The organism is Saccharopolyspora gloriosae, assembly GCF_022828475.1.
In the GTDB taxonomy this organism is placed as follows: Bacteria; Actinomycetota; Actinomycetes; order Mycobacteriales; family Pseudonocardiaceae; genus Saccharopolyspora_C; species Saccharopolyspora_C gloriosae_A.
On record NZ_CP059557.1, the window covers coordinates 2,232,810 to 2,252,092 of the forward strand.

Here is a 19,283-nt window from a genome sequence, read left to right on the forward strand (position 1 = left end):
GGGTGGCACGGGCTCAGACCTCAGTCACCGAGCCAAGTGCAGCCTTCGGGGCGTTGATCCTTGTTGGCCTGGTGGTCGCCGCACACCAGTAATGTGCGGCTTTCCTGCGCGCCGCCTTCGATTCGTTCGATGGTGATCGCCTTGTGCACCGGTACCTGGTCGTTCATCAGGTCCTGGTCGCCGCGGTCGTAGACGATCGCGCCGGTGCTGCCGGTCAACATGCTCTTGGTGTGGGACAGCTCGTTCCACACGGTGAGCCCGTTCAGCGGCAACCCGTTGTACTTGAACTGGTCCACGGCCTGGCCGAGCAGTTTCATCGCGTCGCGGGCCAGCGCGGAACGTCCCTGGCTGGTGCTGCCGGAGTGCTGCAGCTTGTTGAACGACACGTAGTCCAGCCGGAGATCGGTGTGGTCCGGCATCTGATCGTTGAGCACGAACTTCGTGATGTCGTCACCTGCGATCAACTGCGGGCGTTCGCCGGGGTCGCAGGTCTGGTTGCTCAGGAACTCGTTGAGCCGTTCGGAACGTCCCGCGAAGAACAGCACCGTGTCCCGGCCGCACGACCGTGCGACCGACTCGTTGTCGTCGGTCACGTTGATCTCGGCGATGCCGCGCCCGATGAGCTCGCGGCGCATGTCCGTCGCGAGGTTCTCGCTGTAGGCGTCGCCGATCTCCTGGTAGATGGTCACTTTCCGGATGGGGACGTTGAGGTGGTCCTGGATGTACCGGCCGACCACTGCCGCCTGGTCCCTGTTCGGCGGCGCTACCTGGAAGTACAGCTTGCTGGACTCCCACATCGAATCCGCCGAGGTGGTGATCCCGATTGTCGGCAGTCCGCCGTCGCCCAGGTCGGTGATGGCCTCCTTCGTGATCTGCCTGCTCCCGCCCAGGCCCACCACGCCGACCACCGGCGAAGTCGCTTCGCGCGGTGCGCCGGGCCGTTGGGTGTCACCGCGTGCCGACGCGTTGGTGCTGTCGGCTTCCCGCGCGATCGCATTGATCCGCGCGGCCACTTCGGGGGCGTGCCGCATGCCTTCGCCGCCGTTGGCGATCAGCACCCGCAGCGGCAGCCGGGCCATGCGCGACTCCTCTTGCGCGTCGGCGACACCGCGCAACTCCTCCAGGGCCGCGGTGAGCGCGGTGGAATCGGAGTTGGTGGTGGTCAGGACGCTGAAGTAGACGATCGTGACGTACGGGAGGTCCTTCTGATTCCGGTGTAGTTCCGCGGCTTTCTCGTTGAGCTCGTGGATCCGGTTCTGTGCCTGTGCGAGGGCTTCCCGCGTGGCGTCCCCCTCGCCGGCGGGCTGCGAGAACACGTATCCGTCCGAGATGCCGACGCATTCACCGTTGTTGTCCCCGAGTCCGTCCGGGTCCGCCCAGATCAGGTCGCCGCCGGCCCAGGGCCGCAGCTGTCCGCAGTGCTGCGCCCACTCCTTGACGTACCAGCCGCCCGCCCCGGCCACGACGATCACCGCCAGCAGCGCGGGCACAACCCGCAGGATGCGAGCTCGGGTGGCGTGGATCGGTGCCTGCCAGCGGTGGAAGGCCCGGTCCGGTTCAACGTCGATCGGTGGGTTCGCCACCCGGAGTGGCAGGTACCAGGCCGTGGGGGAGCGTTTCCGCCGGGCCACCAGCAGCCCGTCCTGCCAGCTTTGGACCGTGATCTCCGTTGCGGGCACGGTGTTGTGCGGTAGTTCCTCCGAGCCGCTGGCCACGACCAGCAGCGGATCCCGCGCCCCGGTCTCGTTGCGCACGTCGTTGATCAGGCTGATCAGCAGCTCGCCGGTGGTACCCGGGGTGACGCCTTGCAACAGCAGCACGGGGTAGTAGTCCCGCCGCATCCAGCGCCACCACCACAACCGGCGCGTGTAGGCGTCGGCGAGGTCCTCCAGCAACGCGTGCACAAGCAGTTTCCGCACCTGGTTGGCGTTCTCGTACACCGATGGGGTGCTGAGCAGGCGTTGCGCGAAGCTCGGGAAGTCCGCGGATTCACGCGGCGACAGGTAGTGCTGGCGCATGAACCAGCGAGCCGGTCGCCGCAGGATGACACCGCGCCGGACCGCGGGCGGCACGATCCAGGACAGCAGCATCGCGGGCAGCAGCAGGTACCAGGGCAGGCCCAGCTGTTCGACCCGTGCCCCGGCACCGGCTTCGGCGTCGTGCTTTCGGTGGCTGAGCCCGAAAAGCCGCCCGTGCACGTAGGTTCCGAGCAGCTCGCGAGCCTGCCGGTTCGGGACTTCGTCGGGCGCGGGCGGCTCTTCGTTGTGCTCCAGCAGGTAACTCGCCAGCGCGTAGCGGCGGAACCGGATGCGCCCTTGCCAGCGCCGCGCATCGTGCCGCCCCAGTCCTAACGCGACCTTGTCCAGCAGCTGTTCCCGCAGCAGCACCGAGGTGCTGAGTTCGTTGTCCGGTAAGGCCTGGTCGGCGGTGACCAACACGTGCGGCACCCCGCTGCCGAGGTGATCGTTGAGCTGTGCGGTCAGGTCGTCCGGCTTGTCCCGCCGCACCAGGTGGAAGATCGGCTGCTCAACGACTTGCGTGAACAGGCTGGGACGTTGCCAGCGCGTCCCGATCCGCTCCTTCACGTCGGTGATCGGGATGGTGTTGTCCAGCATCCGGAACCCCCTCGATTCCCCCGAAACGAACCGCTCAGAGTAGCGATTTCACCTGTTCAGGGGGAGGAAGTCAGTGCGCGGGTGCGGCTTCTTTCGGTTGTCCGAGCGGAAATTCGGCCGTTCGGCCCAGCCGCTGACCCGGCCCGGGAGTGTCAGCCAGCGAAGGCGAGCACCACGGCACCGCCGAACGCCCCGGATTCGGCGGCGGGCGAGAGCAGCCCGGTGCCCGCGTCCCGCGCCAGCCGGGTGATCGTGCCGGAGCGCTGATTCACCACGTGCAGCGCCGATTCGCCCGGCTCGAACGCGAAGTGTCGCGGCCACTGCCCGCCGGTCGGGGTGCTGCCGAGCCGTTCGAGGCCGTCGTCGCGCACGGCGAACACGGCGATCGTGTCGTCGCCCCGGTTCGAGGCGTACACGTGCGTTCCGTCGCCGGAGACCGCGATCTCGGCGGGGAAGTTCTCACCTGTCGCGCCCTCATCGCGGGTGCCGAGGACCTGCCCGGCGGTGAAGGCCGCGCCGTCCCAGTCCAGCACGGTGATCGTCGAGGCGTATTCGGCGAGGAGGTAGGCGCGCTTACCGTCCGGGTGCCAGGCGAGGTGTCGCGGCCCGGTCCCGGTGGGGACGGTGAGCTTCTGGCGCTGCACGAGTTTCCCGTTCTCCAGCGCGTAAACGAAGACCGCGTCCGCACCGAGGTCCACAGCCACCACCAAGCCGCCGGGGGCGATGAGGACCTGATGGGCGTGCGGTTCGGCGGCCTCGTGGCGCACCAGGTCGGTCGCCTCGCCGATGCGCCCGTCGGGTTCGATGGGGTGCGCGGAGACGGTGCCGTCGGTGTAGTTCGCTGTCAGCAGGTAGCCGTCCGGGTGCACGGTCAGGTGCGTCGTGCCGGAGCCGCCGGTCGTCACGCTGCCGAGTACCGCCGGTGCGGCCGGGTCGGCGAGGCTCAGTGCGGTGACCTTGCCCTGCTCCTGCTCGTTGGTCGTGTAGAGGATCCGGCCGTCGGGGGAGAAGGCGAAGAACGACGCATCCGGCACTCCCTCGACCACGGCCGTCGAGGTCAGTTTCCCGGTCGCGGCGTCGAATCCGGCCACTTCCAGCCCGCGGCCCACGGGTTCGGCGGAGGTCAGGCTGCCCACGTACGCCGTCGTCGTCGCGCGCGGCCCGGCCGCCGCGGTCAGCGGGGACAGCAGCGGCAACGCGCTCGCTCCGGCCAGCACGCCGAGGAAGCTGCGGCGGCGCATCGCTGACGTGAACGGCGGATTCTGGTCGGGACGGGGCACGGTGCTCTCCTTCATCTGGTACGTCGCCGCACAGTCTCGCCGGACCCTCGACCAATGGACCAGACCAAAACGGCCCAATCTCATCCGCCCGCACCGGTCGAGGTGAACGTCCCCTTCGCCCGATGCGGGTTCTAGCGGTCCTTGCAACGCCTTGGATTTGAGGGGTTGTGGGGGTCGTGGTTGTTGCGGGGTTGAAGGCGTGGTTTTTCGAGGTGTTGGAGGGTGAAGGGGGCTGTATTGCGGGTGCTGCTCGGGTGGCCGGGGTGGCTCCTGCGACGGCGTTCGGGTGGGCGAAGAGGGCGGGTGTTCGTGGTCGTGGGAAACCGGGCAGGCGTGGGCATCCCGGCCGGGCGGTCTACGACGAGTTGCGTGGGTCCGGGGTGTCGAGGCGGGATGCTGCGGCACGGGTCGGGGTGCATGTGCGCACTGCCGCTGATTGGGATCGGGGGATCCGCAAGATCGGTGATGCCCGGGTGCACCCGGACGGGCACAGGATCGACTACAACACCGCTGTGACTAGTGGATCAGTGTTGTCGTTGGCGGTGGTCGAAGCTGAGCTGCACCCCCGGTTTTTGACGGTGACGGAACGGGAAACGATCGCTGACTTGTGGCGGCAGGGCGAGTCGTTGCGGGCGATCGGGCGTGTTTTGGGCCGGTCGCCCTCCACGGTCAAACGCGAGATCGACAACCGCAGCGTCGCCGGCGAATATCAGCCGCACCGGGCGCAGCGGGCATGGGCCGCCAGCCGCGCACGCCCGAAGGCCTCCAAACTCGCCCAACACGGCCCGTTACGCGACTACGTCACCGCCGGCCTGCAGCAACGATGGTCACCAGAGCAAATCTGTCACGCTCTGGTCACCGAGTTCCCCGACGACGAAGGCATGCGGGTGAGTCCCGAAACGATCTACCAAGCCATCTACATCCAGGCACGAGGCGGGTTACGGCGCGAACTCGCCGACGCGCTGCGCACCGGACGCACCCGCCGCGCACTACACCGCAGCCCCGAACAGCGCACGCCCCGATTCGACGACATGGTGATGATCTCCGAACGCCCACCACAGATCGAAGACCGGGCCGTGCCCGGCCACTGGGAAGGCGACCTGATCGTCGGCACCCGCAACGAAAGCGCGATCGTGACCCTGGTCGAACGCTCCACCCGCTACGTCCTGCTCGGACACCTGCCCGGCAGACACACCGCCGAAGCCGTCCGCGACGTCCTGATCCCCCTGATCAAAACCCTGCCCGAACACCTCCGCGGCTCCCTGACCTGGGACCAAGGCTGCGAAATGGCCGCACACAAACAGTTCACCATCACCACCGGAGTCCCGGTCTACTTCTGCGACCCCCACTCACCCTGGCAACGCGGAACGAACGAGAACACCAACGGACTCCTGCGCCAATACTTCCCCAAAGGCACCGACCTCCGCATCCACAGCCCCGAAGACCTCGAACACGTCGCCCAACAACTCAACAACCGACCACGCAAAACACTCGGCTGGCACACCCCAGCCCAACGCCTCCGTGATCTACTCACCACCACATAAACCATCAGGCGTTGCGACCACCACAAGAATCCGCCCGATCCTGTCGGTCGAAGGGGACGTTCACCTCACTGTCCGCATCAGGTGAATGCCTCCTTTGTCCAATCCCTGGTCAAAGGGGACGTTCACCTGGTGAGGTTCAGGGGGCGACGCGGAGGACCTGTTTGCCGCGGACTTGCCCCCGTTCGCCGCGCCGGTGGGCTTCGGCGGCCTGCGCGAGCGGCAGCACCTCGTCGATCTCCACGGAGATCGTGCCGTCGTCGATGAGCTCACCGAGCCGGTGCAGCGCGGTCCCGTCTGGCTCGACCAGGTAGCCGGTGGCGCGAACACCGCGCTGCAGCGCCCGCTCCAGCAGCTCCGGCGCCACACCCGAAGGCACCGCGATCAGCAGGCCGTCCGGCTTGAGCACGTCGAGCGATCGGGTGCTGGTGTCGTCCACGCCGTCACCGACCAGGTCCAGGACCACGTCGATGTCGCCGGTGACCTCTTCGAAGCGCGTCGCCCGGTAGTCGATCACCTCGTCGGCGCCGAGCTCGCGAACCCACTCGTGCTTGCCCGCGCCGGCCGTCCCGATCACGTGCGCGCCGAAGTGCTTGGCGATCTGCACCGCGAAATGCCCCACACCGCCGGATGCCGCGTGCACCAGCAGCCGCTGTCCACGGGAGATCCCGGCGAGATCCACCAGGCTCTGCCACGCCGTCAACGCCGCCAACGGCACTCCGGCGGCCTGGTCGTGGTTCAGCGTCGCGGGCTTGCGGGTGAACTGGCGGGCGGGCGCGGTCACGTATTCCGCGTAGGCGCCTGCCTGGCGCGGGAACCACGGCATGCCGTACACCTCGTCCCCGGCGGTCAGGGTGTGCACGCCGAACCCGGTTTCCTCGACGATGCCGGAGACGTCCCAGCCGAGGACGAACGGCGGCTCGCCGAGCACGCCCGCCATGCCACCGCCGCCGCGGGTCTTCCAGTCCACCGGGTTCACCCCGGCGGAGACGACGCGCACCAGCACCTCGGTGGGCAGTGGGGCCGGTCGCGGCACGGTCGTCTCGTGCAGCACCTCCGGTCCGCCGAGTACGTCCTGGCCGATGGCCCGCATGGTCGTGTTGGTCATGATCCCTTTCCCGTCGTTCGTGCGATGCGCCGAAGCTATCCGCCGGGGGGTACGCACCCGCAAGGGATACTGCTTCCCAAAGGGAAGTAGCGAGGTGAACGGCGCTTGCTCACGGGATACCCACCTGCCACATGATCAACACGAAGCGCCGGAACCGGTTCGCCCGATCCCGGTGCCCGCGCTGCGCGCCGCTACACCAGCAGACTCAGCAGGACCGCCATGGCGAAGCCGGTGAGCGACAGGATCGTCTCCAGCACCGTCCAGGTCTTGAGCATGTCCTTCACGGAGATCCCGAAATACCGCGAGATGATCCAGAACCCGCCGTCGTTGACGTGCGAGGCGATGATCGAACCGGCCGCGATCGCCACCGCGATCAACGCCAACCGCGGCTGCGAGTACCCGGCATCGGCCAGCAGCGGCGCCACGATGCCGCCGGTGGTCACGATCGCCACCGTCGCCGAGCCCTGCGCGATCCGCATCCCGGAGCTGATCACGTACGCCGACACGATCAGCGGCAGCCCGGAGGCCTGCAGCGATCCGGCGAGCGCGTCGCCCACTCCGGTCTCGGACAGCACCTTGCCGAAGAACCCGCCCGCGCCGACGACCAGCAGGATCATGCCCAGCGGCCGCAGCGCCGCCGCCGTCAGCGTGGCCAGATCAGGCCCGGTGAGGCCGCGCCTGGTGCCCAGCAGCCAGAACGCCGTCAGGACCGCGATCGTCAGCGCCACGACCGGATTGCCCAGCAACGTCAGCGCGTCCAGCGCCGCACCGGCGGGCAGCGTGATGCTGGCGAAGGTGCCGCCGAGGATCAGCAGCATCGGCAGCCCGATGACGAATGCGACGACGCCCAGCTTCGGTTCGTCGCCGGACTCGGAGGTGAGCTCGGCGGGCGGCGCGGTGTCCGGGACCTCCACGTGGATCCGCTTGCCGATCCAGGACGGGAACAGCACGCCCGCCACGACGAACGCGGGAATGCCGCAGGCCAGGCCCATCAGGATGATCCAGCCGAGGTCGACTCCCAGCAGCCCGGCGGCCACCACGGGTCCAGGGTGCGGCGGCAGGAACGCGTGGGTCATCGACAGGCCCGCGACCAGTGGCAGGCAGTACAGCAGGATCGAGCGCCCGCCTTGCCGGGCGGCGGTGTAGACGAGCGGCGCGAGCACGAAGATGCCGATGTCGAAGAACACCGGAACGCCGAACAGCAGCCCGGACAGGCCCATCGCCAGCGGTGCCCGGTTCTCCCCGAAGGCGGCGAGCAGCCTGCGGGTCAGCAGTTGCGCGCCGCCCGAGGCCTCCAGGATCGACCCGAGGATGGCGCCGAGCCCGACGATGGCGGTGATGTGCCCGAGGATGCTGCCGAATCCGCTCTCCAGTAGTGATTCGCTGCTCTTCTGCGCGGAACCGACGAGGTCGGTGACCGGGACTCCGGCGACGAGGGCGAGCAGCAGCCCGGTGATGATCAGTGCGATGAACGGCTCCACTCGAAAGCGGATGATCATCAGCAGCAACGCGGCGATGCCTGCCGCGCACAACGTCAGCAGACCCGAGGTCTCCTGCTGCAACCAGTGCACTAAACCATCCACAGTGGACTCCTTGGGGGTCAGGAGGTGCGGCGTACCGCACGACCGGGCAGTGCGTCGGTGCGCTGCCCGGAGTCGAGGACGGGCGTCCCGTTGACCAGCACCTGATGCATCCCCGTGGCCGTGCTACGGGGTTCGTCGAAGGTGGCGGTGTCGGCGATCGTGCCCGGGTCGAACAGCACCAGATCCGCGACCGCGCCTTCCCGGACGCGCCCGCGGTCGGGCAGCCGCAACCGGTCCGTGGCCCGCGAAGTGAGGTGCCGAACGCATTCCTCCAGGCCCAGCACGCCCAGTTCCCGCACGTAATGCCCCAGGTAGCGCGGAAAAGTCCCCCAGGCGCGCGGGTGCGGCCGGGCGCCCACCAGCAGCCCGTCGCTGCCGCCGGTGTGCGCGGGGTGGCGCATGATCGCGCGCACGTTCTCCTCGTGCCCGACGTGCATCAGGCAGGAAGTGCCGAGCCGCTCGGACACCAGCACGTCGAAGAACACCTCGATGGGTTCCACGCCGGAGGCTCGGGCGGAGTCGGCGATGCTGCGCCCGACCAGGTGCCCGTTGCGCTCGGCGTCGCGCACCCCGTTGATCTCGATGGTGTTCCAGTCGATCGGCACCCCGTGGCAGCCGTCGGAGCCCGCGACCTCCATGGTGTGCCGGATCCGCCGCCGCTCGGCGGGATCGCGCAGCCTGACCAGCGTCGCCTCGACCCCGCCTTCGGCGGCCCAGCTGGGCAGCAGCGCGTGCAGCGAGGTCGCCCCCGGCAGGTACGGGTAGCTGTCCAGCGTGATGTCCGCACCGGCGGCGAGCGCATCGTCCACAAGGGACAGCAGGTCGGGCGCGCGGCCCCGGTTCACCTCGAAGTTCATCGTGGCGTGCGCCAAGTGCAGCGGACAGCCGGAGGACCGGCTCACCTCGATCATCTCGGCGTAGGCCGTGAGCGCTCCCGCGCCGTAACTGCGGTGGTGCGGGCTGTAGAAACCGCCGTGCGCGGCCACGACCCGGCACAGCTCGGTCAGCTCCGCGTCCGAGGCGTACATGCCCGGGGTGTAGGTCAGCCCCGAGGACATGCCGACGGCGCCTTCAGCGAGCGAGTCCGCGAGCACCTGCCGCATCCGGTCCAGCTCGGCGGCCGTGGCCTCCCGGTCGTCGTGTCCGACGCACAGCATCCGCAGCGTGCCCTGCGGAACCAGGTACGCCGCGTTGACCGCGATCCCGGTGTCGAGCCGCGCGAGGTACTCGCCGACGCCGCGCCAGTTCCAGTCGAAACCGGGCGGATCGTCGTTCCAGCCCGCGATCTGCGCCCGCACCGCCGCCAGCGTCGCGTCGTCGACCGGCGCGTAGGACAGCCCGTCCTGGCCCAGCACCTCCAGCGTCACGCCTTGGGAGACCTTCGCCAGGTGTTCGGGCTCGGCGAGGATCTGCAGGTCGGAGTGCGAGTGCATGTCGATGAAACCGGGCGCGAGCACCAGCCCGTCCGCATCGATCACCCGCCGCCCGTCGAGCGTTCCCGGCGGGCCGATCTCGCCGATCCGCTCACCGCGGACCGCGACGTCGCCGCGGTAGCGCTCCTGTCCGGAACCGTCGACGACCGTCGCCGCGCGGAACACCACGTCCATGCCGACCTCCCGTTGTCACGTGCGGGTCAGAAGAAGGTGTGCACCAGGTCGACCACGTTCTCCCCGTCGACCACCGGGATCAGCGGCCACTTGTCGAAAACCGTGCACGGGTGCGACAAACCGAACCCGACCCAGTCGCCGATGCGCGGCTCGTCGCCGTCCACGGAGAGGAACGCGTGCTGATCGGCGAGCTTGGTCACCTCGCACGCGCCGGGCGGGAGGTCCCGCGTCACCTCGTCGACGCCCCGCAGCACTTGCGGCTCCGGCAGATCCTGGTCGAAGGACACGTCCCGGCGGCCCATCGTCACCAGCGCCAAGCCCGGCTCGGGACGGGAGGTCACCTGCGCCCAGATTCGCATCGCCGGCCGGAACGGTGTCGCCGCGTCCGCCAGCCGATGCGGACGGCCGAAGGGGGAGTTGCGCCGGTACAGCCCGTCGTCGTGGGTCACGTACGCGCCGCTGCGCAGCACCGGAAGCACCCGCGCACGCGTCGGCCACGGCGCGGCGAACGACTCCGCGACCTGGTCGAAGTAGGCGCTGCCGCCGCCCGTGACGATGATCTCGTCGGTCTCGAACAGGTCCGCGCGCTCGATTTCGCCCACCAGGGAACGCATCCGGGCCATATAATCATCCACAATGGACAGAGCGGGGTCCGCGATGCCGCTCGCGGCGGCGCCTTCGTAGCCGCCGACACCGGCCAGCCGGAGGTTCGGGCTCGCCGCGACCGCCCGCGCCACTTCGAGGGCCTGCTCGACCGACCGCGCCCCGGTCCGGGCGCCACCCCAGCCCAGCTCCACCAGCACGTCCAGCGGCCGTCGCCCGGAGTAGGAGCGCGCCATCAGCGCCACCCCGTCGACCGAATCCGCCCAGCAGCTCACCGAGAACTCCGGGTCCCCGTCGAGTTCCTCTCCCAGCCAGCGCAGCCCGGCCGGATCGAGCAGCTGATTCGCCAGCAGCACCCGCTGCACCCCGAACGCCCGGTACACCCGCAGCTGCGGGAGGTTCGCCGCCGTGATGCCCCACGCCCCGTGCTCCAGCTGACGCTGGAACAGCCGCGATGCCATCGTCGTCTTCCCGTGCGGCGCGAGCAGCACCCCGTGCCGCTCGCACCACTGCGCCATTGTCGTCAGGTTGTGGGTGAGCGCTGCCTCGTCCAGCGTCAGCACCGGACCGGTGAATCCGGAACCGAACAGGGTCGGCTCGGAGCTCAGGAATTCCTCGACCGTGCGCCCGGACGCCTCAGGCGGCAGACCCTTGTGCCGCCAGTCGACGACCTCCTGGCGGAGCAGCGCCACCGCGTGCTCGTTGATGCCGGGTGCTGTGCGAGGCAAGGGGCTCCTCCAGTGCGATGGGCGCGATCCGATCGGGAGATGATAAGCACTCGGACGGTGCAATGGTCCAGACGAATATCCCGGCGTCGCGCCGAGCCTCGCCGAGACCGTCCGCCCGCACCGAGAAGCCGCCGAAGCAACAGGAGGAACCGATGCCCAGGACCATCATCACGAGCAGCGACGCGCCGACCCCGCCGCCGCACATCCCGCTTTCGCCCGGCGTGCGCAAGGGCAACATCGTGCAGGTCTCCGGCCAGACCCCGGTCGACCCCGCCACCGGTGAGCTCGTCGCCGGCGGGGTCCCCGAGCAGACCGAGCGCGCGCTGCGCAACGTCATCGCCGTGCTCGAAGCCGCCGGCGCCGGACTCGACGACGTGCTGATGCTGCGCGTGTACCTCACCGACGTCGCGCAGTTCGCCGAGATGAACGAGACCTACGCCCGCGTCGTCGGCGAGCCCTACCCGGCCCGCACCACCGTCTACGTCGGCCTGCCGCCGGGACTGCTCGTCGAGATCGACGCCCTCGCGGTCATCGGGGACTGAGAAGCCCCTCCGCGCGGGCCGGGCACCGGAGCCTCGGCGGCTGTCCGTCGTCGCAGGTTGCTCCGTTCCGGGGATCGGTTCGGCTGAACTCCGAGTGGGTGCGCGGTGGCCGGTCGCGGCCGGTCGACCGCTCACCGCACCCGGCCTTGACAAGCGGGTTCGGTGCTCGGAAGGTGTCGATCAGTCACCCCGGTCCGCCCGGTCTGCCCGGCGCGGCAGTCAAGGAGGGCGTGCATGACCACGTTCGGCGACCTCGACGGCCGGCTCGCGCAGGGCTGGGGCGGACGCAAACCCAACGGCTGCCGGGTGATCGTGGTGCTAGCCCGCCGTGGCGGCACCACCGCCGCCGGACTGCTCACCACCCTCACGGTCCCCACCGAACGGCTCGCGCCGATCCAGGTGTCGGTCGGTGAAGACCGGGACTCCTGCACGGCGATACAGCCGCCGACGCTGCTGGTCGGCCACGAAGTCGCCGCCTCCGGGCGGACGGCGGCGCTGGTCTTCGGGGCGAGCCAGGTCGGTGTGGCGCAGGGCGTGCTGGATTCGGTGGCCGACGGCCTGCTGGACGCGGATCAGGAGACGATGGTGTTCGTCTCGTTATGGCTCGACCACGACGCCGACGACGAGACGGCGGTCCGCTTCTCCGCGCGGGAGGCGGTCGGCGAGGCCGTCCGGGACGCCGTCACCGGTCATGCCAAGGAGCGGATCCGCACCCTCGTCGAGGAACGTGACCGCCTCACCCACCCGTACTACGGCGGCGACTGAACGAGTCAGTGGACCGGGCCGGTGTACTTCTCGCCGGGGCCTTGGCCGGGCGCGTCGGGGACGGCGCTCGCTTCGCGGAACGCGCGCTGCAGGCTCTGCAGCCCGTCGCGGATCGGTGCGGCGTGCAGGCCCAGGTACTCCACGGACGCCGTGACCAGGCCGGCGAGCGCGGTGATCAACCGCCGCGCCTCGTCGAGGTCCCGGCTCGGCGCGTTGTCCGGATCCTCGTCGCCCAATCCGAGCTTTTCCGCGGCGGAGGACATCAGCATCACCGCGGCGCGGCTGATCACCTCGACGCTGGGAACATCCACCATCTCGCGGACGTTGAGATCGGTGTCCGCCTCGGCGGCAGAGAAGCTCGATCCGAACTCCTGCGATCCATCCGGAATGCCATCGGAGGGCGGGGTCGACTGCGGTTCGTTCACGGCTGGTACCCTGACATGAGCGACCAGCCCCCGCTTAGTCGGGGGCGGCAAAGTGGAGCCCCGCTCCCACCCGTGCAGCCGACTCTCAGGCCGCCGGGTCCCGGTCACATCGGCGCACCGCGCTGGTGGCATGAGCGGTATTGCGGTACCGGTTCGATCGGTAGGAGTAGGGTCCCGCGCTTCCGGGAAGTCCGGAATGTGTGGGACTACTGCACGTCCAGGGGCGAGCTTCACGCGCCGAGGCTTGCAGTGAAGACCGAAGCATCGAACCGAGGAGGCCCCATCAGCACGGAGACGCGCATCAACGACCGCATCCGCGTGCCCGAAGTCCGCTTGGTCGGACCGAACGGCGAACAGGTCGGCATCGTCCGTATCGAGGACGCGCTCCGCCTGGCGCAGGAAGCGGATCTGGACCTTGTCGAGGTCGCCCCGCAGGCGCGCCCGCCGGTCTGCAAGCTCATGGACTACGGCAAGTTCAAGTACGAGAGTGCGCAGAAGGCTCGCGAATCGCGCCGCAACCAGCAGCAGACCGTCATCAAGGAGCAGAAGCTCCGGCCGAAGATCGACCCGCACGACTACGAGACGAAGAAGGGTCACGTCACCCGCTTCCTCGGTCAGGGTCACAAGGTCAAGGTGACGATCATGTTCCGCGGTCGTGAGCAGTCGCGTCCCGAGCTGGGCTTTCGTCTGTTGCAGCGACTGGCCGACGACGTCGCCGAACTGGGGTTCATCGAGGCCAACCCGAAGCAGGACGGCCGTAACATGATCATGGTCCTGGCGCCGCACAAGACGAACAAGACCAAGCCGAAGGCGACCGCGTAAGGCCACCCGAACGCATCGACCGCCCCGGCCACCGAGCCGGGGCCGGTGTCACGGTGCGATGGTCGGACGTCGGCGCCGGTCGGGTGCAATGCCGACCGGTCTGACAAGCCCGGTCGGGCAACGGGCCGATCAGGTCCGCCGCGGAGTTCCCAGCCGCGGCGGACCCCGTATGAGAAGGATTGAGAGATGCCGAAGAACAAGACCCACAGCGGGACCGCGAAGCGCTTCCGAGTCACCGGCAGTGGCAAGCTGCGCCGCGAGCAGGCGGGCCGTCGTCACATCCTGGAGAAGAAGTCCAGCCGGGTGACCCGTCGCCTGGAGGGCACCGAAGCCGTCGCCAAGAACGACGTCAAGCGCATCAACAAGCTCCTGGGCCGCTGAGTCGCCGCGCCTGCGCGCCGCCCTTCGCGGGCGGATCGCCGGTGCGAGTCGGCTTCCCAGTGCTCCCAGCCCCCCAGGGCGGTCCCGCCGCCCCCGATGAGATCGACAGGACGGACCCGTGGCACGCGTCAAGCGGGCAGTGAACGCCCATAAGAAGCGCCGCAGCATTCTCGAGCAGGCCAGCGGCTACCGCGGTCAGCGCTCCCGGCTGTACCGCAAGGCCAAGGAGCAGACGCTCCACTCGAACGTTTACGCCTACCGCGACCGGCGTGCCCGCAAGGGTGACTTCCGGAAGCTGTGGATCACGCGTATCAACGCGGCGACCAGGCAGAACGGTCTGAGCTACAACCGCTTCGTGCAGGGCCTGAAGGCCGCTGAGGTCGAGGTGGACCGCAAGATCCTGGCGGACCTCGCGGTGCGCGACCCGCAGGCCTTCACGGCCCTGGTGGACGTCGCCAAGCAGCACCTGCCGGAAGGTGCGGCCTGATCACCGAGGGCACCTACGAGCAGCAGCGGCCCGAGACGCCTCCGTTGACGGAGCGTTCGTCTCGGGTCGTTGTTGCGCGCAAGCTCACTCGCAGAGCCGGGCGGGACCGCGCGGGGGAGTTCCTCGCGGAAGGTTCGCAGGCGGTCGGTGAGGCGCTGGCCGCCCACACCGCGGGCCGGGTCCGGGTGCGCTCGCTGTTCGCCATCGAGGAGCAGGCCGCGAAGCTGGCCGAGGTGGACGTTCCGGTGCACGTGGTGACGGACCGGGCGGCGGCTTCGCTGTCGGAGACGGTCACTCCGCAGGGCTTGGTGGCGCACTGCGAGCTGCCCGCGACCACACCCGCCGAGGCACTGGAGTCCCGGCCGCCGCTGGTGGCGGTGCTGCTGGGCGTGGCCGACCCGGGCAACGCGGGCACGGTCGTGCGGGTCGCCGACGCCGCGGGCGCCGGTGCCGTGCTGTTCGCCGGTGACACCGTCGACCCGTACAACGGCAAGGCGGTGCGCGCGTCGACGGGGAGCCTGTTCCACCTGCCGGTGGCGCGGGACCGGGACGCGCTCGGGGTGCTCGACGCCTGCCGCGCGGCGGGCCTGCGGCTGATCGGCGCGGACGGGCACGCCACCGACGATCTCGACTCGGCGTCGGTGCGCGGCGAGCTGGCCGTTCCGACGGCGTGGGTGTTCGGCAGCGAAGCCCACGGCTTGCCGGACGACGTGCTCGCGGAGCTGGACACGACGCTGCAAGTGCCGATCTACGGTGGTGCGGAGAGCCTGAACCTGGCGACCGCGGCCGCGGTCTGCCTGTACGCCTCCGCGCGGGCTCAGCGTCATCACGGATAGTCATCACGGCCGCTCTCGGACCGGTGAACACGCCTAGGAACACGGCTGCGCGAAATCGCTCGACCGGGTCGCTTAGACTCGTGTGGCTGCGGCACGCATCCGCAGGTCACCTAGCAGGTGAAGGCCCATCGGGAGCCCCGGTGGGCGCGCTGGACGAGAAGGTCATGCCGGGCGGGTCACGCCGTACTTGTCATGCCTGACAAGTGTCGCCTGACGAATGACGGGAGTCATGCAGTAACGATGTCTGGAGCCAACGACTCGTACGACCCCAAAGAGGTCGCCGCGCTCGCCCCGGAGACGCTCGACCGCGCCGTGGTCGAAGCCCGCAAGGGGTTCGAGGAAGCGGCCGATCTCGACGAGCTGGCCGCCGCGAAGCCCGGGCACCTGGGGGAGCGTTCACCGCTGCTGACCGCGCGTCGCGAGATCGGTGCGCTGCCCCCGAAGGCGCGCTCGGAGGCGGGCAAGCGCGTCAACGAGGCTCGGCAGGCGATTCAGGGCGCGTTCGACGAGCGTCGCGCCGTGTTGCAGGCCGAGCGCGACGAGAAGGTGCTGCGCGAGGAATCCGTGGACGTGACCCTGCCCTCGGGCCGGGTTCCCGCGGGCGCCCGCCACCCGATCACCCAGCTCACCGAGCAGATCAGCGACGTGTTCGTGGGCATGGGCTGGGAGGTCGCCGACGGTCCCGAGCTGGAGGCCGAGTGGTTCAACTTCGACGCGTTGAACTTCGGCAAGGACCACCCGGCGCGCACCATGCAGGACACGTTCCACGTGGAGCCGGAGGGCTCCGGGCTGGTGCTGCGCACGCACACCTCCCCGGTGCAGATCCGGTCGATGCTGGACCGCGAGCTGCCGGTGTACCTGGTGTGCCCGGGGCGCACGTTCCGCACCGACGAGCTCGACGCCACGCACACCCCGGTCTTCCACCAGGTGGAGGGCTTGGCCGTGGACGAGGGCCTGACGATGGCGCACCTGAAGGGCACGCTCGACGCGTTCGCCCGCGCCATGTTCGGTCCGGAGTCGGAGATCCGGCTGCGCCCGAGCTTCTTCCCGTTCACCGAGCCGTCGGCGGAGCTGGACGTGTGGTTCCCGCAGAAGAAGGGCGGCGCCGGCTGGGTCGAGTGGGGCGGCTGCGGCATGGTCGACCCGAACGTGCTGCGCGCCTGCGGGATCGACCCGACGGTGCACACCGGGTTCGCGTTCGGCATGGGGTTGGAGCGCACCCTGCAGTTCCGCAACGGCATTCCTGACATGCGTGACATGACCGAGGGCGATGTGCGGTTCACCGAACCGTTCGGCATCGACTCGTGATTCCCGTCTCGCTGCGAGAGAGAAGGACCTGAGCAAGTGCGGATTCCGGTTTCCTGGCTGGCCGAGCATCTGGAGCTGCCCGCGGACACCACCGCCGACACGCTGGCGGAGGCCTTCGTCCGGATCGGGCTGGAGGTCGAGGAGGTCGCTCACCTGTCACAGGTGAGCGGCCCGCTGGTGGTCGGTCGTGTGGCCGAGATCGAAGAACTGTCCGGGTTCAAAAAGCCCATCCGGTTCTGCCGGGTGGAGGTCGGTGACGCCGAGGACGGCGAGCGGACCACCCAGGGCATCGTCTGCGGCGCGACGAACTTCTCCGAGGGCAACCTGGTCGTCGTGGCGCTGCCCGGCGCGGTGCTGCCCGGTGGGTTCGAGATCGCGTCGCGCAAGACCTACGGGCGCGTCAGCGAAGGCATGATCTGCTCGGCCAAGGAGCTGGGCATCGGTGAGGACCACGACGGCATCCTGGTGCTGCCCGCCGGTGTGGCCGATCCGGGTTCGGACGCCACCGAGCTGGTGGGCCTGGACGATTCGGTGATCGAGCTGGCGATCACGCCGGACCGCGGTTACTGCTTCTCGGTGCGCGGCTTGGCCCGCGAACTGTCCAACGCCCTGGAAGTCCCGTTCGGCGACCCGGCGGCGATGCACGTGCCGGAGGACGAGCGGGAATCGCGCGCGGTGCGCATCGAAGACGAGTCGGCGTGCTCGCGGTTCGTGTTCCGCCGGGTGACCGGTGTGGATCCGACGGCGCCCACGCCGTGGTGGATGCGGCGCAGGCTGGCGCTGGCGGGGATCCGTTCGATCTCGCTGTCGGTGGACGTCACGAACTACGTGATGCTGGAGCTGGGGCAGCCGCTGCACGCGTGGGACGCCTCGAAGCTCACCGGTGACGTGGTGGTTCGCCGCGCCGCTGCGGGCGAGAAGCTCACCACGCTCGACGATGTGCAGCGCGAGCTGGACCCGGACGACGTCGTGATCTGCGACGAGTCCGGTCCGGTCAGCTTGGCCGGTGTGATGGGCGGCGCGAGCACCGAGATCGGCGCGGACACCCACGACGTGCTGCTGGAGGCGGCGAACTGGGATCCGGCGAGCATCGCGCGCACCATCCGCAGGCACAAGCTGCCCAGCGAGGCGGGCAAGCGCTTCGAGCGTTCGGTGGACCCGGCGGTGGCGCCGGTGGCGGCCGAGCTCGCGGCGAAGCTGCTGGTTCGCTACGGCGAGGGCCGCATCGCGCAGGGCCGCACGGACGTCGGTTCTCCGCTGGCTCCGGCGCCGGTGACGATGCCGCTGGCGCTGCCGGACAAGATCGCCGGTGTGTCCTACGAGCGCGGGATCACCGCGCGCCGGTTGTCGCAGATCGGGTGCCGCATCGAGGTCGGTACTTCGGACGAGGGCGTGGGTCTGGTCACCGCGCACCCGCCGACGTGGCGTCCGGACCTGAAGCAGGCCGCGGACCTCGTGGAAGAGGTGCTGCGGCTGGAGGGGTACCACACGATTCCGTCGGTGCTGCCCGCCGCGCCTCCGGGCCGGGGTCTCACGCCCGCGCAGCGCCGTCGCCGCGCGGTGTCGCGGGCGCTGGCCGGGGACGGTCACGTCGAGGTGCTGCCGTTCCCGTTCACCAGCGACGAGGTGCTGGGCAAGCTCGGCATCGGCGAGGACGATCCGCGTCGCCGCGCGCTGACCCTGTTCAACGCGCTGGAGTCGGACCGGTCGCAGCTGGCGACGACGCTGCTGCCGGGCTTGCTGGATTCGTTGCAGCGCAACGTCTCCCGTGGCCGACGTGATCTGGCGTTGTTCCACATCGGCCAGGTCGTGCTGCCCGCCGAGCAGCCTCCGGCGATGCCGGAGGTCGGCGTCACCGGGCGTCCGACGGACGGGGAGGTCGCCGCGCTGGAGGCCGCGTTGCCCGCGCAGCCCACGCACGCCGCGGTGGTGCTGGCCGGTAAGCGGGAACGTCCAGGTTGGTGGGGTCCGGGCCGCGACGCGGGCTGGGCCGACGCCGTCGAGGCGGCCCGCACGGTGGCTCACGCCGCCGGGGTGGAGCTGACGGTGACCGCGGGCGATCTCGCCCCGTGGCACCCGGGCCGTTGCGCGCAGCTGAAGGCCGGTGACGTCGTCGTCGGGCACGCGGGTGAGCTGCACCCGAAGGTCGTCGAGGAGCTGGGGCTGCCGAAGCGCGCCTGCGCGATGGAGCTCGACTTGGACGCGCTGCCGTTGGCGGAGTCCCGTCCGGCGCCGTCGATCTCGGCGTACCCGCCGGTGCTGCTGGACGTGGCGCTGGTCGTGGACCAGGCGGTGCCCGCGGCGGAGCTGGTCGAGGTGGTGCGTTCCGGCGGCGGTGAGCTGCTGGAGGACGTGCGGCTGTTCGACGTCTACTCCGGTGAGCAGCTCGCCGAGGGCAAGAAGTCGCTGGCGCTGGCGCTGCGGTTCCGCGCCGCGGATCGGACGCTCAAGCAGGAGGAGGCGACCGAGGCGCGCGACTCCGCGCTGCGGGAGGCCGAATCCCGCTTCGGAGCGGTACTGCGCGCCTGACGGGCGGAAGCCCGCGGGAGCCTGACGGGCGGGAACCCGCGGGAACCGACGGGAGCCTGACGAGCGAAGTCGTGCGCGCCTGACGAGGACGAAGCCTCAGGGCGCCTGACGGGCGAGGCCCGA

At 69.8% G+C, this 19,283-nt stretch carries 16 protein-coding genes; 9 read left to right on the forward strand and 7 right to left on the reverse strand.

Annotated elements, in window-relative coordinates; all coding sequences use genetic code 11:
• Positions 1–20: 20 nt before the first annotated feature.
• Together H2Q94_RS09460 and H2Q94_RS09465 are read right to left on the reverse strand one after the other, a co-directional pair.
• Positions 21–2,615: a type 1 periplasmic-binding domain-containing protein gene (locus tag H2Q94_RS09460; RefSeq protein WP_243794002.1), complete on the reverse strand. Its 2,595-nt coding sequence runs from the start codon at positions 2,613–2,615 to the stop codon at positions 21–23.
• Between the two features lie 152 nt (positions 2,616–2,767).
• Positions 2,768–3,895, reverse strand: coding sequence for a lactonase family protein (locus H2Q94_RS09465; RefSeq protein ID WP_243794003.1), 1,128 nt, complete (start codon positions 3,893–3,895; stop codon positions 2,768–2,770).
• Positions 3,896–4,275: 380 nt separating this feature from the next.
• Between H2Q94_RS09465 and H2Q94_RS09470 the strand changes: the two genes are divergently transcribed.
• Positions 4,276–5,439, forward strand: a complete 1,164-nt coding sequence (locus tag H2Q94_RS09470; protein ID WP_243795630.1) for an IS30 family transposase — start codon at positions 4,276–4,278, stop codon at positions 5,437–5,439.
• 136 nt (positions 5,440–5,575) lie between these two features.
• Here H2Q94_RS09470 and H2Q94_RS09475 read toward each other — a convergent pair whose 3' ends face one another.
• From H2Q94_RS09475 to H2Q94_RS09490, 4 genes are all read right to left on the reverse strand, one after another.
• Positions 5,576–6,529 carry an NADP-dependent oxidoreductase gene (locus H2Q94_RS09475; protein ID WP_243795631.1) on the reverse strand — a complete coding sequence of 318 codons (954 nt, stop codon included), beginning with the start codon at positions 6,527–6,529 and terminating at the stop codon, positions 5,576–5,578.
• 206 nt (positions 6,530–6,735) lie between these two features.
• Positions 6,736–8,127 (reverse strand): GntP family permease, encoded by a 1,392-nt coding sequence (locus H2Q94_RS09480; RefSeq protein ID WP_243794004.1) that lies wholly within the window; start codon positions 8,125–8,127, stop codon positions 6,736–6,738.
• A gap of 17 nt (positions 8,128–8,144) precedes the next feature.
• Positions 8,145–9,734, reverse strand: a complete 1,590-nt coding sequence (locus H2Q94_RS09485) for an N-acyl-D-amino-acid deacylase family protein (RefSeq protein ID WP_243794005.1) — start codon at positions 9,732–9,734, stop codon at positions 8,145–8,147.
• 26 nt (positions 9,735–9,760) lie between these two features.
• Positions 9,761–11,065 carry an amino acid deaminase gene (locus H2Q94_RS09490; RefSeq protein WP_243794007.1) on the reverse strand — a complete coding sequence of 435 codons (1,305 nt, stop codon included), beginning with the start codon at positions 11,063–11,065 and terminating at the stop codon, positions 9,761–9,763.
• 152 nt (positions 11,066–11,217) lie between these two features.
• On the opposite strand from H2Q94_RS09490, the gene H2Q94_RS09495 reads away from it, so the two are divergent.
• A complete protein-coding gene (locus tag H2Q94_RS09495; protein WP_243794009.1) occupies positions 11,218–11,607 on the forward strand; it encodes a RidA family protein in 390 nt (129 codons plus the stop codon).
• Between the two features lie 234 nt (positions 11,608–11,841).
• The gene (locus tag H2Q94_RS09500) at positions 11,842–12,372 is read left to right on the forward strand and encodes a formaldehyde-activating enzyme (protein WP_243794011.1); all 531 of its coding nucleotides are present in this window, start codon (positions 11,842–11,844) and stop codon (positions 12,370–12,372) included.
• Between the two features lie 5 nt (positions 12,373–12,377).
• On the opposite strand, the gene H2Q94_RS09505 is transcribed toward H2Q94_RS09500, so the two are convergent.
• Positions 12,378–12,686 carry a DUF1844 domain-containing protein gene (locus H2Q94_RS09505; RefSeq protein WP_243795632.1) on the reverse strand — a complete coding sequence of 103 codons (309 nt, stop codon included), beginning with the start codon at positions 12,684–12,686 and terminating at the stop codon, positions 12,378–12,380.
• Between the two features lie 360 nt (positions 12,687–13,046).
• Here H2Q94_RS09505 and infC point away from each other — a divergent pair, with 360 nt between their 5' ends.
• From infC to pheT, 6 genes are all read left to right on the forward strand, one after another.
• Positions 13,047–13,619, forward strand: a complete 573-nt coding sequence (gene infC / locus H2Q94_RS09510; protein WP_243794013.1) for a translation initiation factor IF-3 — start codon at positions 13,047–13,049, stop codon at positions 13,617–13,619.
• Between the two features lie 186 nt (positions 13,620–13,805).
• Positions 13,806–14,000 (forward strand): 50S ribosomal protein L35, encoded by a 195-nt coding sequence (gene rpmI, locus H2Q94_RS09515; RefSeq protein WP_224960145.1) that lies wholly within the window; start codon positions 13,806–13,808, stop codon positions 13,998–14,000.
• Positions 14,001–14,118: 118 nt separating this feature from the next.
• Entirely contained in the window at positions 14,119–14,487 is a 369-nt protein-coding gene (gene rplT, locus H2Q94_RS09520; protein WP_243794015.1) for a 50S ribosomal protein L20, read from the forward strand.
• 44 nt (positions 14,488–14,531) lie between these two features.
• Positions 14,532–15,323 carry a TrmH family RNA methyltransferase gene (locus H2Q94_RS09525; RefSeq protein WP_243794017.1) on the forward strand — a complete coding sequence of 264 codons (792 nt, stop codon included), beginning with the start codon at positions 14,532–14,534 and terminating at the stop codon, positions 15,321–15,323.
• Positions 15,324–15,563: 240 nt separating this feature from the next.
• Positions 15,564–16,631, forward strand: coding sequence for a phenylalanine--tRNA ligase subunit alpha (gene pheS / locus H2Q94_RS09530; protein ID WP_243794026.1), 1,068 nt, complete (start codon positions 15,564–15,566; stop codon positions 16,629–16,631).
• A 36-nt stretch (positions 16,632–16,667) separates the two neighbouring features.
• A complete protein-coding gene (pheT, locus tag H2Q94_RS09535; RefSeq protein WP_243794028.1) occupies positions 16,668–19,160 on the forward strand; it encodes a phenylalanine--tRNA ligase subunit beta in 2,493 nt (830 codons plus the stop codon).
• The last annotated feature ends 123 nt before the right edge of the window (positions 19,161–19,283 follow it).